Below are 14,635 nucleotides of genomic sequence, written 5' to 3' on the forward strand. Positions count from 1 at the left end.
CGCCCTGGCGATGACGCTTGGAGGGGTTGCGGCATGTGGTGGCGGTGGCGGAGGGGGCGGCGGTGGCGCGTTCATTCCGGTCCAGACCCAGGCCCAGACGATGAACCTGGCCGTCACCGTGAACGGAGCTGCCGCAGCAGCGGACAGCGCGGGCCAATACGCGGTCAAGCCCGGTGACACCGTCGAGGTCACGCCCAGCATCAGCGCCGACTGGTCGACCACCTCGTCGGGCTCGAACGACGTGACGCTCCGCGCGGCCGGCGCCTCGGGCTCGAAGTGGTCGGCGCAGATGGTCAACAACACCACCGCCCAGGCCACCTACACGGTCACGGCCAAGGCGACCAGCGCCGCCAGTGTGTCGAAGGACGCGGTCTTCAAGGTCGCGGGCGGCAATGCCCAGAACGGCACCTATCGTGTGTGGGCGACCAACGGAACCCAGTTGCAGCTGGCCTTGAACTTCGACACGAAGACCTACGACATGACGGACCCCGCAGGCGTGGTGTCGTCGGATGTGTTCTCTGCCGACCCGGGCGAAGCGGGCACCTACGTGTTCAAGAGCGCCAAGGTCACGACGGCGTTCAACGGGGCCAGGTTCCGCGTGACCAGTGACGCCGTGGTGGGCGCATACCCGTTCGATGATCCTCAGGGCACGTCCGCGCAGCTGGTGCAGCCGTTCGTCGCGTCGCGCGCGGTGCTGACCACGCAGGCCGATCTGGACGGGGTCTACACCCGGCTGGGCATGAACTACGCCCCCGGCCTGCGCGATTCGCAGATCCGGGTCGTGCAACTCTCGGCAGGCGGCACCGTGCTGCAGCAGTGCAACGACGTCGCGATTCACGACATTCCCAGCTGCACGCCGGCCAACGTGGCGACCTACACGGTGACGCCCGGCACGAACAACGGCTGGAACTACGTGAACGTCGCGAATCCCGCCGACAAGGCCGCGCTCACGGTCGCCTATGTGGGGGGCAACGGGTGTTGCTGCAGGCCGGACCGGATCAGACCGGAACGCAGCGGGTCTTCAGGATCGGCGTTGTCGCGACAGGGCCCATCACGAACACGGCGCGGGGCGGCACGACCAACGGCGGCTGGGGAACGCTGGGCTTCACTGGCAGCAGCGTCTCGTGGGCCGTCACCAAGGCGGACGGTACGCCGGACAACCAGACCCTGGGGCTCAACATCCCCGGTCTTCCGTCGGGCCTGCAGAGCGCGGGCACGGTGCCGAACGCCTACTTCGTGATGCAGAACAGCGTCCTGTCCGTGGTGGTGGGTGCGCGGAACAACAACGGCGCGGGCTACATGCAGTTCGGCCTGGCGAACTGAGAGGGCAAGGCGGCAGCCGCGAGGGTAGGGGGCGCCCGACGCCGGTTCGCAGGGAATCAGCCCTGCGTCGGCGCGGGCACCGGTCGGTGATTCCAGACCAGGACGAGATTCACCATCACGGCCGCCACGATGGAATAGGCAACGCGGCTCGGCTCGACGAGCGCGAATGCCGCGGCAACGATCGCGGCATCGCACATCATCTGCACGGTGCCCGCGCTCCATCCACGTCGCCGCTGGAGAAACAGTGCCAGCACGCCGAACCCGCCCAGGCTGGCGCCATGACGAAAGAGCATGAGCAGGCCGACGCCGATGAGCAAGCCGCCGGCGATCGCGGCGAACAACGGGTGCGCCGAATGCACGCTGAGGACTCTGCCGAGTCCTTCGACGCAGAGCGAGAGGCCTGCCACCACGATGATGGTTTTCCAGGTGAACCTCGGCCCGAATGCGCGCCATGCGAACGCGATGAACGGCAGGTTCACGATCAGCAAGGTCCAGCCAAGGGGCCAGCCGGTCGCATAGCTCATCAGGAAGGCCACGCCGGGATGCCGGCGGTCAACAACTGGGCGCTGCGAAGCATGGCCAGACCCAGGCCGATCAACAGGATCGCGGTCGCAAAACCCTGCGCATCGTTGAGCAGCGGGCGGAAGCTGGCAATCTTGACGCGCAGGCTAGGGTCCATGTACCAGTGTCCCGCGTCCGGCGGATACCGGTATTGCGCCAGGACAAGGTTTGACGGCCTATTGCACGAAAGTTCATGGCGTGCTAACCTACGCGGTGCTGGACGTTCAATAGATCGTCGCTTTTCAAGTCTTACTCTCTCCCCGGCGGATTTGCAACCCGCCGCGTCGTTGTCTGATTTCCTCTCGATGTTCTCTGGCGTTGTGCACCGCACGGCATGTTGCTGCGCGGCCCCTTCCTCAATGGAGACATCATGGAAAACAAACTCTACGTGGGCAACCTGCCCTACGCCTTCAGCGACAACGACATGCAGCGCACTTTCGGTGAGTTCGGGTCGGTCAACAGCGCCAAGGTCATCATGGACCGCGACAGCGGTCGCTCGAAGGGCTTCGGCTTTGTCGAGATGTCCACCGCCGCTGAAGCCAATGCCGCCGTCAAGGCGCTGCATGGACGGGACCTGGGCGGCCGTGACATGGTCGTGAACATTGCAAAGCCGATGGAGGCGCGTCCTCCCCGCGCTGGCGGCTACGGCGGCAATCGCTACTGATCAACCGAACCGCAGTCTCAAGAGCGTGCGTCGCACGCTCGGGTGGGTTGCAGAGAGAGTTCCTGACGGGGGCTCTCCATCCGAAACGCATGCTCGTAGGCGGCAAGCCGAACGATGCAGCGTGCCTCTTGCGACCTTGGTCGCCCAGTTGGTCTGTCGAGCTGCAGCCAACCGAGTCCCTGATGCTCACGCAGGTTGATCCAAGCCTGCGGTCCTGAATGCACTAAATTTCACAGTCCGCTATTTCCATGGGCCAGTACGTCGTTTCGCCCGCGACACACCCGACCGACTGCGGTCGCTTCCGCGCCTCCTTCTCGGTCCATCGGTCACAAGGAAACGGCAGCTACTGCCGCGTATTCCGATTCGATAGAGCCTTCGCCTCGCGCGAAGCCGCCCGGATGTTTGCAGTCACCCAAGGCTGGCTGCAAACGTGCATGGCGCATCCCCCCGAGTGCTGATGGTCTGCTCGACGCAGATCCACGCCATTCTTCCCCGTTGCGCCGGAATCCCGATCCGCACACCCGTTTCACACGTTGCGCCCTACGTTGCGCGCCATCATTGAGAAAGGCTCTTCCATGAGCAGCAAAATCTACGTGGGCAACCTGCCCTACTCCGTGACCGATTCCACCCTGGAAAGCAACTTTGCCGAGTTCGGCCGCGTTGCCTCCGCCAAGGTCATGATGGACCGCGAGACCGGCCGCTCCAAGGGCTTCGGTTTTGTGGAAATGGCGTCTGCGGACGTCGCCCAGGCCGCCATCAAAGCGCTGGACGGCGTGTCCGTGGATGGACGCTCGATCGTCGTGAACCTGGCCCGCCCTCGTGAAGCGAGCCGTGGTTCGGGTGGCTATGGTGCGGACGGTTTCAAGGCAACCACGCGAGCTGACGTTGGCTATGGCAATGGCGGCTACGGCGGTGGCCGTTACTGACCCCAGTTGCTTCCAACGAAAAACCGGCTCGGCCGGTTTTTTCGTTCGGACCAGGCGCTGACTTGATCGATCGGCTGGTCAATGAACGCCGCCGCCCGTCGGTCGTACCCTCCAGACTACAAGCACCGTCGCGATGATCCGCGGGTTCACACGTCCTTGACCGCGTCGGTCGCCACCCATCCGCCGTCGATGTTCGGCGGCAGCATCTGCCCGACGTCCTCGCCCACCTCGGCGTCGAGCAGGCGGTTGAGCTTGTCGTTCATCGTCAGGATGAGTTCGGCGTTGCGCTGGCGGTCCACGGCGAGGTTGTTCAGCTCGTGCGGATCGCTTTGCAGGTCGAACAGCTCCACGTCGTTGAGCGCGAAGAGCGATTCGAGCGAGGTCGGGCGGTTGTGCTGCCTGGGCGAGAAGTAGCGGGTGAACTGGTAGCGGCCGTCGAAGACGCCGCGAATGGCGCCGCGCTTCTTGAGGTCGGGCTTCAGCGTGCCTTCCTTGGCCGCCTTCTGGAGTGCGGCCTTGCCGTCGGGCTGCATCAGCGTCGCGACGGCTTTCTCCATGAAGTCGCCGTCGATGTAGGCGAACATGTTGTAGCAGTACAGGCCGCCGTCGCGCACCGCGCCGGGCGCCGCCTGCTCCGGCTTGGCGAGCAGCGAAGAGAAGTCCTTGCCCGGCAGGCTCTTCGTGATCTCGGCCTTGCGGTCCGCCGGCGCGTTGGTGAGGCTCACCAGCGTCGGCGCGATGTCCAGATGCGTCGTGACGGCCTTGCAGCGGTTGCCGCCCGCATGGGCCGGGTGCACGACGATCAGAGGCACGTTGTTCTGCTCGCGGTAGGCGGTGGCGCCCTTGGCGTGAAGCCGGTGGGCGCCGTCGAGGTCGCCGTGGTCGGCGGTGAAGACGACGATGGTGTTCGACGCGAGGCCGAGCGCGTCGAGCTCGTCGAGCAGCGCGACGACGTTGCGGTCGACATCGCGCAGGCAGTTCAGGTAGTAGTTGTGGCGGCGGCGCCAGCGCCAGTCCTCGTTGGCGATGTGGCCGACGAGGCCGTCGTGCGACTTGAGGTAGTCGGCATGCGCGGCGGGGCGGCCGGGTGCATCGAGCGGCTGCTTGTAGCTCACGGGCAGCTCGAAGTCCCACTGCTTCCGGTAGAGCGGGTCGGCGGGCTCCGGCCGGATGTGGCTGAGCATGTTCCTGGCTTGCGACGTCTCGTTCGGCCGGTCGGTGTTGAGGAACATGATGTCGTGCGGATTGACCAGGTTCACGGCCAGGAACCACGGCTTGCCTTCGGCCGCCAGTTCCTTGCCCCGGCCGCGCAGCCAGCTCACGCCCATCGCCGAGATGATGCCGTCGTGCAGGTAGCCGCCCTGGTCGTGCGCAATGATGTCGCCGACGCCGAAGTAGTCGCTGAAGCCGTAGGCCTCCATCTCCTGCGTGAAGATCTTCGTGGGCGAGCCCAACTCGTTGACCGTCTCGAACTCCTTCGTCAGGTGCCACTTGCCCTTGTAGGCGGTGTAGTAGCCGGCGTCGCGCAGCATGTGGCCGACGGTGGGGATGTCGGGCGAAAGGCTGCCGATCCACGGGAAGTTGGTGTTGTCGAACATCTTCGTCTGCTGGATGTGGCGGCCCGTGTAGAGCACCGAGCGCGACGACGTGCAGACGCAGGAGTTGATGCGGTGGTTCTCGAACAGCGTGCCGCTGCGCAGGAGGCGCTCATGGCCCGGCAGGCGATAGCCGCGCGGCAGCTCGCCGGGGCGGAAGTGGCGCTCCTGGTCCGTGAGGATGAAGAGCACGTTGTACGTACCCCCGGGCGCGTTGCCGGAAGCCGGTGTTGAACGCTTCGGGCCTGCCGCCTCGCTCGCGCCTGCGGCCATGAGCGTGGACGCGGCGGCGCCGACGCCGATGGACTTGAGCAATTCCCTGCGGCTGATTTCGGAGTTCGGCATCATGTTCACTGGTGTTGTTTGGTGAACAGTAGTGTTCAATTTTGCTCTTTTGCTGTCACCCGTGAAAACCATTAGTTGTTCGATCGAACATTAAGATGATGATTTTTGAACACGACTGATCAAACGATGGACGCTCTGCAGTCTGATGCCCTGACGCCGGTACGCAGGCGAATTCATGCCGCAGCGATGAGGCTGTTCGCGGAGCAGGGCGTGACGCAGGTGACCGTCAGCGAACTGGCCACGGCGGCCGGCGTGGCGCGCGGCACGGTCTACAGCAATGTGCCGGACATCGACGGGCTGTTCGAGGAGGTCGCAGCCGAACTGGTGCGGGAGATGGTCGATCGGGTCATGCTGGCTTTTGCGGGGGTCGACGACGTCGCATGTCGTCTTTCGATCGGCGTGCGGCTTTACATCCGGCGAGCGCACGAGGAGCCGCTGTGGGGTCGCTTCATGAGCCGGTTCGGGCTCAGCATGGCCTCGCTGCAGGCGGTGCTGACGTCGGACCCGGCGACGAATCTCAGCACCGGCATCGCGCAAGGGCGCTACAGCATCAAGCCGGAGCAACTGCGCGCGATGGTGGGCATGCTGACGGGGAGCACGCTGGCGGCCATGGTGGCCGTCCTCGAAGGGCACCAGACCTGGCGGGAGGCCGGGTCGGACGTCGCCGAGTTCCTGCTCGTCGCGCTGGGCCCGGCGCGGGATGAAGCGCGCGAGTTGGCGCGCGTCGAACTGCCTCGCTGATCGCGCTACCGCGCGTGCGTCACGCCGCCGTCGACGATGAGCGTCGAACCCATCACATAGTCCCCCGCGCGCGAGGCGAGGTAGATCGCCGCGCCGGCCATGTCTTCCGGCTCGCCGATGCGGCCGGCAGGGATGTGGCCCTTGATTTCGTCCGCGTGGTCGCGTGCTTCCTTGTTCATGTTCGATGCGAAGGCACCCGGGGCGATCGCGCTGACCACGATGCGGTCCTGCGCCAGGCGCAGCGCCATGCGGCGGGTGAGCTGGATCAGGCCGGCCTTGCTCGCGGCGTACGAGTAGGTCTCTTGCGGGTTGACCGAGATGCCGTCGATCGACGCGATGTTGATGACCTTGGCGAGGTGGTCGGTCGCGGCCTTGCGAAGCATCGGCGTGAGCGCCTTGGTCAGGAAGAAGGGCGTCTTCAGGTTGAGGTCGACGACCTTGTCCCAGCCGCTTTCCGGAAACTCGTCGTAAGGGGCGCCCCAGGCGGCGCCGGCGTTGTTGACGAGGATGTCGAGCTTGTCTTCATGCCCGGCATAGGCATCGACGAGCGCCTGCGCGCCTTCGAGCGTGGAAACATCCGCCGGCAGCGAGACGCAGTGGCCGAAGGCGGAAAGCTCCTTCGCGGTCTGGTCGCACGCCTCGGCCTTGCGGGCCGAGATGTAGACGCGCGCGCCCTGCGCCAGAAAGCCTTCGGCAATCATGCGGCCGATGCCGCGCGAGCCGCCGGTGATGAGGGCGGTGCGGCCCTTGAGCGAAAAGAGTTGGGTGGTGTCCATGCGGTTGTCTCCTGATGAAGCTGCCGCGAGCTTAGTGCGGCATGCCGGAGAACCGCGTCACCTTGGTGGCAGCGCGAGCGATCGTTGGCTGGCGAAGAAGCGCTCGGCGCCGCTGAGCGGGTCGCGAAAGCGCACTTCGCGGGCCAGCAGTTGCAGCGGGCGTTCGTAGTCGTCGGTGCCTTCGGGGCGCAGCACCGGGTAGATGGCGTCGTTGCGGATCGGCATGCCGAGTGCCTGGCAATGCACCCGCAGCTGGTGCCGGCGGCCGGTGACGGGCGAGAGCGCGAGGTGCGCCCAGTCCGCGCCGGTGGCGATCACTTCGATGTACGTCTCGGCATTGGGCTCGCCGGGGACTTCGCGCATGCGCATGAAGTGGGTGTCGTCGTCTACGAGGCGGCTTCGGCGCACGGCGGGCGGCGCGAAGTCGGCGGTGCGATGCACGATCGCCTCGTAGCGCTTCTCGATGGTGCGTTCGGCGAAGAGCTGGACGTAGGGGCCACGGGTGGCGCGCTGCACCGAGAAGAGCACGACACCGGCGGTCTCGCGGTCGATGCGGTGCAGCGGCACGAGCTCGTCGATGCCCAATTTGCGCTTGAGGCGCACCAGCAGCGTTTCCTGCACGTATTTGCCGACCGGCGAGATCGAGAGAAAGTGCGGCTTGTCCACGGCAAGCAGGTGCTCGTCGCAATAGAGGATGCGTTCCTCGAAGGGCACGCGGGGCTCGGCATCGAGCTGGCGGTAGTAGTAGATGCGCAGGTTCGGCTCGAAGCGCCGCGTTTCGGTGACCGGCACGCCATGCGCGTCGACCACCTCGCCCGCACCCATGCGGGCCTGCCATTGCGGGCGCGTGACGGCGGCGAAGCGATGCACGAAGTAGTCGAGCACGGTCGGCCAGTCGCCCGCGGGCAGCACCACACAGCTCGGGCCGACGCCGTCTCGCACGGGGAGCGGCAATGCGCGCTGGGTCATGCGGACAGAAGCGAAGCAATCTCGGCGAAGGCGGGGCGGGCCGCGATGTCCGCACCCATGCATCGCGATTGGAGCTGCGCGAGAAGAGCGTGGCGCGCTTGCTCGCCTTGGTCGGCAGGTGGTTCGCAATGCACCAGCATCTCTTCGAGCAGGCAGCCGAAGGCGCGCGCCTCGATGCGCTGCAGCGCCTGGCCGGTCGCTTCGTCGTCGCGCGGCAGGAAGCATGCCGCGCCGAAGTCGCCGAGCATCACGTCGCCCTGGCCGTTCCAGAGCATGTTGTGCGCGTACAGGTCGCCGTGCACGATGCCGTGTGAATGCAGCTGCGCGACGGCCGAAGCGATGCTGCTCGCCATGCGCCACGCCGTCTCAAACGACCAGCGCGCATCGTCCGCATACACATCGCGCGTGCACGATTCGAAGCTCGGCGGCCCGGCCAGATTGCGGAAGGCCGGGTCGACCAGCTTCAGCACGAGGCCCGGTGTGCCCTCGGGGTGATCGTGGATGCGGCCCAGGACTTCGATGAGGTTCGGATGCCGGTCGGCGGCGATGCACGCGGCCATTTCGCTGTGCGGCCAGCCGTCGCTGGTGACGTTGCCCTTGAAGAGCTTGACCGCGACGGGGCGGGTGCTGCCGTCGGCGCGTTGCCAGTCCGCCTGATGGATCACGCCGGACGCGCCTTCGCCGAGCTTGTGCCGCAGCGAGAGTTGCCGCCACGGGACCGCTTCGGTCGGCACCGCGTTCATCGCGGCAATTTTCGGCCCTTCGTCGAAGGGATTGCCGGAGAAGGCGAGCCACGAGAGGCGGGGCAGCGAAAGCAGCCACGCGGGCAGCGCATCGAATTCGTTGGCGGAGATGCGGACCAGCTCCAGCGCCTGGCAGGCGGCCATTTCAGGCGGCAGCGCGCGCAGGCGGTTGCCCGCGAGCATCAGCTTCTGCAGGCGCGGGCGGTTGCCGAGTTCGGCGGGCAGCGATTCGATCTGGTTGTCGGTGAGGATCAGCCAGCGCAACCGCGGCGGCAGCGATTCGGCCGGCACGCTGCGGATGCGGCTGGCCTTGAAGGCGACCATGTCGAGCCGGGCGCATCGGCCCAGCGCGGGCGGCACTTCGGTGAACGGGTTGTCGGAGCAGAAGAGCACGCGCAGTTGCGTGAGGCGGTGCAGGTCGTCGGGCAGGGTGCGCAGCGCATTGCCCGAGAGATCGAGCACTTCCAGCGTGTCGGCGAGGTCGAAGATCTCGCGCGGGAACTCGGCGAGCGCGCAGCCCCGAAGGTCCAGCCGCCGCGCACCCTTGAGTTGACCCGCGCGGAGCGGGTCCAGCATGCTCATTCGAAGACGCCGAAGCGGTACACGCCGTCTTCGCCGCGCCGGCGCTGCAACTGGCCCGAGAACCACAGCAGATGCAGGTGCGCCACGGTCTCGCCCATCGCGAAAGTCATCTGGTGCAGGTCGAGCGCCCGCTTGAAGAGGATCGGAAGCCCTTCCGCCGCGCTGTGGGGCCCGGCGACGCAGGCTTCGAGCAGTTCGGCGAGCCGGTCGCGGTGGTGTTCCTTGAGCTGCTCGACGCGGCGGTGCACGCCGGTGAAAGGCTTGCCGTGCGAGGGCAGGCCCAGCACGTCCTCCGGCAGCGCCTTGAAGCGCTCGATGCTGTCGAGGAAGAGCTTGAGCGAATCGGCTTCGGGTTCGCCCGCGTGCACGCTGACGTTGGTCGAGATGCGCGGCAGCATCATGTCGCCGCCGAGCAGCGCGTTCAGTTCCTCGCAGTAGAGCGCGATGTGCTCCGGCGCATGGCCGTAGCCGCTGATGCAGCGCCATTCGCGGCCGCCGATGCGGACGATGTCGCCGTCCATCATCCGCACGAAAGAGGCGGGCACGGCGGGCACCATGTTCACGTAGTAGCTCGACCGGGCGCGGATCTTGGCGACGGAATCCGGGTCGACGAGGCCGTGCATGGCGAAGAAGTCCGCCGCCGCATCGCCGCCGGCCAGCGTGTCGCCCGCGGTGGTGAGCACGCGCGCGACGTGGTAGTCGGTCGAGCTGATCCACAGGGGGCGTCCCAGCGCTTGCAGAGCCATTCGGCAAGGCCGATGTGGTCGGGGTGCATGTGGGTGACGATGACGCGCAGGATGGGCAGGCCTTCCAGCTGCGTCGAGAAGATCTGCTCCCACTGCGCGCGTGCGGCGTCGTGCGAGATGCAGGTGTCGACCACCGTCCAGCCCTCGACGCCGTCGATGTTGTCGCGCAGCAGCCAGAGGTTGATGTGGTCGAGCGCAAAGGGCAGCGCCATGCGGATCCAGCGCACGCCGTCGGCCACTTCGATCGCTTCGCCGGGCGCGGGCAGGGTGTCGCCGAGGGGGTATTTGAGTTCGCGTTCGAGGAGGTTCATGTACGATTGACGTTGACGTAAACGTCATGGCAAGGAGCCATCATTGTAGGCAGTGCCCCCCGACTGCGCTGTCGCGCCCGTTCCGATCCCGATTACATGCCGTCACAGACCTTCACCATCGGCGAGCTCGCGAAGGAGTTCGACCTCACCACGCGGGCGATCCGCTTCTATGAGGACATGGGCCTGCTTTCGCCCGGGCGCGCGGGGCTGCAGCGCGTCTACAGCTCGCGCGACCGCACCCGGCTGACGCTCACGCTGCGCGCCAAGCGGCTGGGGCTGACGCTCACCGAGGTGAAGGAAATCCTCGACATGTACGACAGTCCGCGCGACACCGCGCCGCAGTTGCAGCGCTTCCTGGGCGTGCTGGGCAATCACCGCCAGCAACTCGAGGCGCAGCTTTCGGATCTGCAGGCCAACATCGACGAAATCCGCGCGCAGGAAAAGAAGGCCCGCGCCGCCCTCGCGCGCGCCGAGAAGCCGAAGGCGCGCTGAACCACAGGGACGTCCCCCATCCACCACTCCATCACTACGACAGACATCATGGACAACTCCTCTGAAGGCCTCGAAGACCTGTTTGCCCACAACCGCGCCTGGTCCGCGCGCATGGAGCGTGACCGCCCCGGCTTCTTCTCCAGCCTGGTGAAGCAGCAGACGCCCAGGTACATGTGGATCGGCTGCTCCGACAGCCGCGTGCCCGCGAACCAGATCACCGGCCTGGAGCCGGGCGAGATCTTCGTGCATCGCAACGTCGCGAACATCGTGGTGCACTCCGATCTCAATGCGCTCTCCGCGATCCAGTTCGCGGTGGAGCGCCTCAAGGTGCAGCACATCATGGTGGTCGGCCACTATGGCTGCTCGGGCGTGCAGGCCGCACTGGAAGGCGCGCGCATCGGCATCGCGGACAACTGGCTGCGCCACATCCAGGACGTGCGCGACCGGCACCACGTGATGATCGAATCCCTGCCCGAGGCGGTGCGCGCCAATGCGCTGTGCGAGCTGAACGTGGCGGAACAGGTGGTCAACGTGGCCGTCAGCACCGTGATGCAGGACGCCTGGGGCCGCGGCCAGTCGGTCACGATCCACGGCTGGGCCTTCGGCGTGCACGACGGGCTCATCCAGGACCTGGAGATCACCGTCGACGGCAGCAAGCCGATGGAAAACATCTACCGCGCCGCCGTGCAGCGCATCCGGTACAAGTGGAGCAAGCCGGAGGAATCCGCCTCCGAGTACATCAAGTAGCGATGTTTCCCCAGCGTCTCGATTCGCCGCTTGCCTACGACATCGCGAAGGCGATGCGGGACGGATTCGACCGGCACTACCGGCTGTTCCGTGCCGAATCGGCGCGCGCCAAGCATCGATTCGAGACGGCCGACTGGCACGGCCAGCAGCGCGCGCAGCGCGAGCGCATCGAGTTCTACGACCTGCGGGTGGGCGAGGCGGTGGCGCGGCTCGAGAAGGAATTCAAGGCCGGCGACCAGCCGATGGATGTGTGGCACCAGGTCAAGCTGCACTTCATCGGCCTGCTGGTCAACCATCACCAGCCGGAGCTGGCCGAGACCTTCTTCAACTCGGTCACCACCAAGATCCTGCACCGCGCGTATTTCCAGAACGACTTCATCTTCGTGCGGCCCGCGATCAGCACCGAGTACATCGAGCCGCGCGGCGCACCGACCTACCGCGCCTACTACCCGACGCCCGAGTCGCTGCCGGGGATGATCCGGTCGATGCTGCTGGACTATCGCCTGCAGGGGCGCGGCTATGCCAACCTGGAGCGCGATGCGGGCCGCGTCGCGACCGCGATCCTCGGCCGCTTCCATCAGGTGAAGCTGCGCGCCAACTTCCAGTTGCAGGTGCTGTCGGGGCTTTTCTATCGCAACAAGGGCGCGTACGTGGTCGGCAAGATCATCAACGGCTTCACCGAGCTGCCGTTCTCGCTGCCGATCCTGCACGATGCGGACAACCGGTTCTACGTCGATGCGGTGCTCTTCGGCGAGGACGAACTGCAGATGCTCTTCAGCTTCGCGCGGGCGTACTTCATGGTCGACATGGAAGTGCCCTCGGCCTACGTGCAGTTCCTGCGCTCGCTGATGCCGCGCAAGCCGCGCGCCGAGATCTACAACGCGCTCGGGCTCGCCAAGCAGGGCAAGACGCTCTTCTACCGCGACTTCCTCTCCCACCTGAACTATTCGAGCGACAAGTTCCGCAGCGCGCCGGGCATCAAGGGCATGGTGATGCTGGTGTTCGACCTGCCTTCGTTTCCGTATGTGTTCAAGGTCATCCGGGACCACTTTCCGCCGCAGAAGGAGACCACGCGCGAGCAGATCAAGAGCAAGTACATGCTGGTGAAGCAGCACGACCGCGTCGGCCGCATGGCCGACACGCTGGAATACAGCAACGTCGGTTTCCCGCTGGACCGCTTCGAGCCCGGGTTGATCGAGGAGATCAAGCGGTTCGCGCCGAGCCAGCTCGAAATCGGCGACCGCGACGGCAACGGGGAAATGGAAGTGGTGCTCAAGCACTGCTATATCGAGCGGCGCATGATCCCGCTCAACATCTACCTGCAGGAGGCGTTCGACCTGCTCGACCAGCCCGAACATGCCCATCGTGCGAGCAAGCAGCTGGAGCATGCGGTGGTCGAGTACGGCAATGCGATCAAGGACATGGTGGCGGCGAACATCTTTCCGGGCGACATGCTGTGGAAGAACTTCGGCGTGACGCGCGGCGGCAAGGTCGTGTTCTACGACTACGACGAGATCGAATACCTGACCGACTGCAACTTCCGCAAGGTCCCCGCGCCGCGCACCGAGGAAGACGAGATGAGCGGCGAGGTCTGGTATGCGGTCGGGCCCAAGGACGTCTTCCCCGAGACCTTCGGCCCTTTTCTTCTCGGCAACCCTGCAGTGCGCGAAGCCTTCATGTCCCACCACGCCGACCTGCTCGATGCGGCTTTCTGGCAGAGCCACAAGGAGCGCATCCAGGCCGGGCAGATGCTCGATGTCTTTCCCTATGACGAGGCCCAGCGTTTCAAGCACGAAGGCCACGCCCCCTATTTCTGACAACTATCTGAAGGAGCAAATCCATGAGCGAATCGATCGTGATCGTCGGCGCAGCCCGCACCCCGATGGGCGGCTTCCAGGGCGACTTTTCTTCCCTCGCGGCGCACGACCTCGGCGGCGTGGCGATCAAGGCCGCCGTCGAGCGCGCGGGCATCAGTGGCGACAGCGTGGGTGAAGTGCTCTTCGGCAACTGCCTGATGGCGGGCCAGGGCCAGGCGCCGGCGCGGCAGGCGGCTTACAAGGGCGGCCTGCCCGACAGCGCGGGCGCGGTCACGCTCAGCAAGATGTGCGGCTCGGCCATGAAGGCGGCCATGCTGGCGCACGACATGCTGCTGGCAGGCACGCACGAGGTGATGGTGGCCGGCGGCATGGAAAGCATGACCAACGCACCCTACCTCATGCTCAAGGGCCGCGGCGGCTACCGCATGGGCCACGACCGCATCTTCGACCACATGATGCTCGACGGCCTCGAGGACGCCTACCAGCCGGGCCGCTCGATGGGCACCTTCGGCGAGGACTGCGCGGCCAAGTACAAGTTCACGCGCGAGCAGCAGGATGCGTTCGCGATCGCCAGCGTCGAGCGCGCCAAGGCCGCAACGACCTCGGGCGCGTTCAAGGCCGAGATCGCGGCGGTGACGGTCAAGGGCCGCGGCGGCGAGACGGTGATCGACATCGACGAGGGTCCGGGCAAGGTCAAGATCGACAAGATCCCGACGCTGAAGCCGGCGTTCAAGAAGGACGGCGGCACCATCACCGCCGCATCGAGCTCGTCGATCAACGACGGCGCCGCCGCGCTGGTGATGATGACCGAGAGCACCGCGAAGAAGTACGGCGCGAAGCCGATCGCGCGCCTCGTTGCCCACACCACGCACGCGCAGCAGCCCGAGTGGTTCTCCACCGCGCCGGTCGGTGCGGTCGCCAAGTTGTTCAAGAAGACCGGCTGGGGCGTGAAGGACGTGGACCTGTGGGAAGTCAACGAAGCCTTCGCCGTGGTGCCGATGGCGCTGATGCACGAGCTGTCGGTGGCACACGACATCGTCAACGTGAACGGCGGCGCCTGCGCGCTCGGCCACCCGATCGGCGCGAGCGGCGCGCGCATCATGGTCACGCTGATCCATGCGCTGCAGCAGCGCGGCAAGAAGCGCGGCGTCGCGACGCTGTGCATCGGCGGCGGCGAAGGCACGGCTGTCGCGATCGAGCTGGTCTGATTTTTGCGGCCCCGTGACGGCCGCGGCCCGCACTGTCGTGTGATGGTGCGGGCTCTTTTTTGCCGCTACCTAGAATCGAAAACCTGTCC

The 14,635-nt window shown here is 66.1% G+C and carries 15 protein-coding genes and 1 pseudogene; 9 read left to right on the forward strand and 7 right to left on the reverse strand.

Annotated features, from left to right (window positions below):
- Positions 1-100 precede the first annotated feature (100 nt).
- Entirely contained in the window at positions 101-1,240 is a 1,140-nt protein-coding gene (locus ACQ858_RS01365; protein ID WP_431275079.1) for a hypothetical protein, read from the forward strand.
- Positions 1,241-1,379: 139 nt separating this feature from the next.
- On the opposite strand, the gene ACQ858_RS01370 is transcribed toward ACQ858_RS01365, so the two are convergent.
- Together ACQ858_RS01370 and ACQ858_RS01375 are read right to left on the reverse strand one after the other, a co-directional pair.
- Complete coding sequence (locus ACQ858_RS01370; RefSeq protein WP_431275080.1) at positions 1,380-1,847, reverse strand: YitT family protein; 468 nt, start codon at positions 1,845-1,847, stop codon at positions 1,380-1,382.
- Positions 1,847-2,002, reverse strand: a complete 156-nt coding sequence (locus ACQ858_RS01375) for a hypothetical protein (RefSeq protein WP_431275081.1) — start codon at positions 2,000-2,002, stop codon at positions 1,847-1,849. The genes ACQ858_RS01370 and ACQ858_RS01375 overlap by 1 nt, the downstream gene beginning before the upstream one ends.
- Positions 2,003-2,254: 252 nt before the next feature.
- On the opposite strand from ACQ858_RS01375, the gene ACQ858_RS01380 reads away from it, so the two are divergent.
- The 3 genes from ACQ858_RS01380 to ACQ858_RS01390 all read left to right on the forward strand — a co-directional run bounded on the left by ACQ858_RS01380 (position 2,255) and on the right by ACQ858_RS01390 (position 3,474).
- Positions 2,255-2,548, forward strand: a complete 294-nt coding sequence (locus ACQ858_RS01380) for an RNA recognition motif domain-containing protein (protein WP_431275082.1) — start codon at positions 2,255-2,257, stop codon at positions 2,546-2,548.
- A 248-nt stretch (positions 2,549-2,796) separates the two neighbouring features.
- Positions 2,797-3,006: a hypothetical protein gene (locus ACQ858_RS01385; protein WP_431275083.1), complete on the forward strand. Its 210-nt coding sequence runs from the start codon at positions 2,797-2,799 to the stop codon at positions 3,004-3,006.
- 117 nt (positions 3,007-3,123) lie between these two features.
- Complete coding sequence (locus tag ACQ858_RS01390; RefSeq protein ID WP_431275084.1) at positions 3,124-3,474, forward strand: RNA recognition motif domain-containing protein; 351 nt, start codon at positions 3,124-3,126, stop codon at positions 3,472-3,474.
- A gap of 146 nt (positions 3,475-3,620) precedes the next feature.
- On the opposite strand, the gene ACQ858_RS01395 is transcribed toward ACQ858_RS01390, so the two are convergent.
- On the reverse strand, positions 3,621-5,414 hold the full coding sequence (locus tag ACQ858_RS01395; RefSeq protein ID WP_431275085.1) for a sulfatase-like hydrolase/transferase: 1,794 nt from the start codon (positions 5,412-5,414) through the stop codon (positions 3,621-3,623).
- 126 nt (positions 5,415-5,540) lie between these two features.
- On the opposite strand from ACQ858_RS01395, the gene ACQ858_RS01400 reads away from it, so the two are divergent.
- Positions 5,541-6,155, forward strand: a complete 615-nt coding sequence (locus ACQ858_RS01400) for a TetR/AcrR family transcriptional regulator (protein ID WP_431275086.1) — start codon at positions 5,541-5,543, stop codon at positions 6,153-6,155.
- 5 nt (positions 6,156-6,160) lie between these two features.
- Here the strand turns inward: ACQ858_RS01400 and ACQ858_RS01405 are convergent, their stop codons facing one another.
- From ACQ858_RS01405 to ACQ858_RS01420, 4 genes and pseudogenes are all read right to left on the reverse strand, one after another.
- Positions 6,161-6,931 carry an SDR family oxidoreductase gene (locus tag ACQ858_RS01405; protein ID WP_431275087.1) on the reverse strand — a complete coding sequence of 257 codons (771 nt, stop codon included), beginning with the start codon at positions 6,929-6,931 and terminating at the stop codon, positions 6,161-6,163.
- A 57-nt stretch (positions 6,932-6,988) separates the two neighbouring features.
- A complete protein-coding gene (locus ACQ858_RS01410) occupies positions 6,989-7,900 on the reverse strand; it encodes a pseudouridine synthase (protein ID WP_431275088.1) in 912 nt (303 codons plus the stop codon).
- On the reverse strand, positions 7,897-9,225 hold the full coding sequence (locus ACQ858_RS01415; protein WP_431275089.1) for a leucine-rich repeat-containing protein kinase family protein: 1,329 nt from the start codon (positions 9,223-9,225) through the stop codon (positions 7,897-7,899). The genes ACQ858_RS01410 and ACQ858_RS01415 overlap by 4 nt, the downstream gene beginning before the upstream one ends.
- Positions 9,222-10,282, reverse strand: a pseudogene (locus ACQ858_RS01420) (MBL fold metallo-hydrolase). The gene ACQ858_RS01415 and the pseudogene ACQ858_RS01420 overlap by 4 nt, the downstream one beginning before the upstream one ends.
- A 96-nt stretch (positions 10,283-10,378) precedes the next feature.
- Here ACQ858_RS01420 and ACQ858_RS01425 point away from each other — a divergent pair.
- Genes ACQ858_RS01425 through ACQ858_RS01440 form a run of 4 tightly spaced genes read left to right on the forward strand, consistent with a single transcriptional unit; the run spans position 10,379 to position 14,546 of the window.
- Entirely contained in the window at positions 10,379-10,774 is a 396-nt protein-coding gene (locus ACQ858_RS01425; RefSeq protein ID WP_431275090.1) for a MerR family transcriptional regulator, read from the forward strand.
- A gap of 48 nt (positions 10,775-10,822) precedes the next feature.
- Positions 10,823-11,521, forward strand: coding sequence for a carbonate dehydratase (gene can / locus ACQ858_RS01430; RefSeq protein ID WP_431275091.1), 699 nt, complete (start codon positions 10,823-10,825; stop codon positions 11,519-11,521).
- Between the two features lie 2 nt (positions 11,522-11,523).
- Positions 11,524-13,338 carry a bifunctional isocitrate dehydrogenase kinase/phosphatase gene (gene aceK / locus ACQ858_RS01435; protein WP_431275092.1) on the forward strand — a complete coding sequence of 605 codons (1,815 nt, stop codon included), beginning with the start codon at positions 11,524-11,526 and terminating at the stop codon, positions 13,336-13,338.
- Positions 13,339-13,361: 23 nt separating this feature from the next.
- Positions 13,362-14,546 carry an acetyl-CoA C-acyltransferase gene (locus tag ACQ858_RS01440; RefSeq protein WP_431275093.1) on the forward strand — a complete coding sequence of 395 codons (1,185 nt, stop codon included), beginning with the start codon at positions 13,362-13,364 and terminating at the stop codon, positions 14,544-14,546.
- Positions 14,547-14,635: the final 89 nt, after the last annotated feature.

It is taken from the genome of Variovorax ureilyticus, from assembly GCF_050632185.1.
Lineage (GTDB): Bacteria > Pseudomonadota > Gammaproteobacteria > Burkholderiales > Burkholderiaceae_C > Variovorax > Variovorax ureilyticus_A.

Coding starts and splice junctions, on each gene's coding strand:
- ACQ858_RS01425 (WP_431275090.1), top strand. CDS start 10,379: ATGCCGTCACAGACCTTCACCATCGGCGAGCTCGCGAAGGAGTTCGAC.
- ACQ858_RS01375 (WP_431275081.1), bottom strand. CDS start 2,002: ATGGACCCTAGCCTGCGCGTCAAGATTGCCAGCTTCCGCCCGCTGCTC.
- aceK (WP_431275092.1), top strand. CDS start 11,524: ATGTTTCCCCAGCGTCTCGATTCGCCGCTTGCCTACGACATCGCGAAG.
- ACQ858_RS01440 (WP_431275093.1), top strand. CDS start 13,362: ATGAGCGAATCGATCGTGATCGTCGGCGCAGCCCGCACCCCGATGGGC.
- ACQ858_RS01370 (WP_431275080.1), bottom strand. CDS start 1,847: ATGAGCTATGCGACCGGCTGGCCCCTTGGCTGGACCTTGCTGATCGTG.
- ACQ858_RS01390 (WP_431275084.1), top strand. CDS start 3,124: ATGAGCAGCAAAATCTACGTGGGCAACCTGCCCTACTCCGTGACCGAT.
- ACQ858_RS01415 (WP_431275089.1), bottom strand. CDS start 9,225: ATGAGCATGCTGGACCCGCTCCGCGCGGGTCAACTCAAGGGTGCGCGG.
- ACQ858_RS01410 (WP_431275088.1), bottom strand. CDS start 7,900: ATGACCCAGCGCGCATTGCCGCTCCCCGTGCGAGACGGCGTCGGCCCG.
- ACQ858_RS01400 (WP_431275086.1), top strand. CDS start 5,541: ATGGACGCTCTGCAGTCTGATGCCCTGACGCCGGTACGCAGGCGAATT.
- ACQ858_RS01395 (WP_431275085.1), bottom strand. CDS start 5,414: ATGCCGAACTCCGAAATCAGCCGCAGGGAATTGCTCAAGTCCATCGGC.
- can (WP_431275091.1), top strand. CDS start 10,823: ATGGACAACTCCTCTGAAGGCCTCGAAGACCTGTTTGCCCACAACCGC.
- ACQ858_RS01405 (WP_431275087.1), bottom strand. CDS start 6,931: ATGGACACCACCCAACTCTTTTCGCTCAAGGGCCGCACCGCCCTCATC.
- ACQ858_RS01365 (WP_431275079.1), top strand. CDS start 101: ATGAACCTGGCCGTCACCGTGAACGGAGCTGCCGCAGCAGCGGACAGC.
- ACQ858_RS01380 (WP_431275082.1), top strand. CDS start 2,255: ATGGAAAACAAACTCTACGTGGGCAACCTGCCCTACGCCTTCAGCGAC.
- ACQ858_RS01385 (WP_431275083.1), top strand. CDS start 2,797: ATGGGCCAGTACGTCGTTTCGCCCGCGACACACCCGACCGACTGCGGT.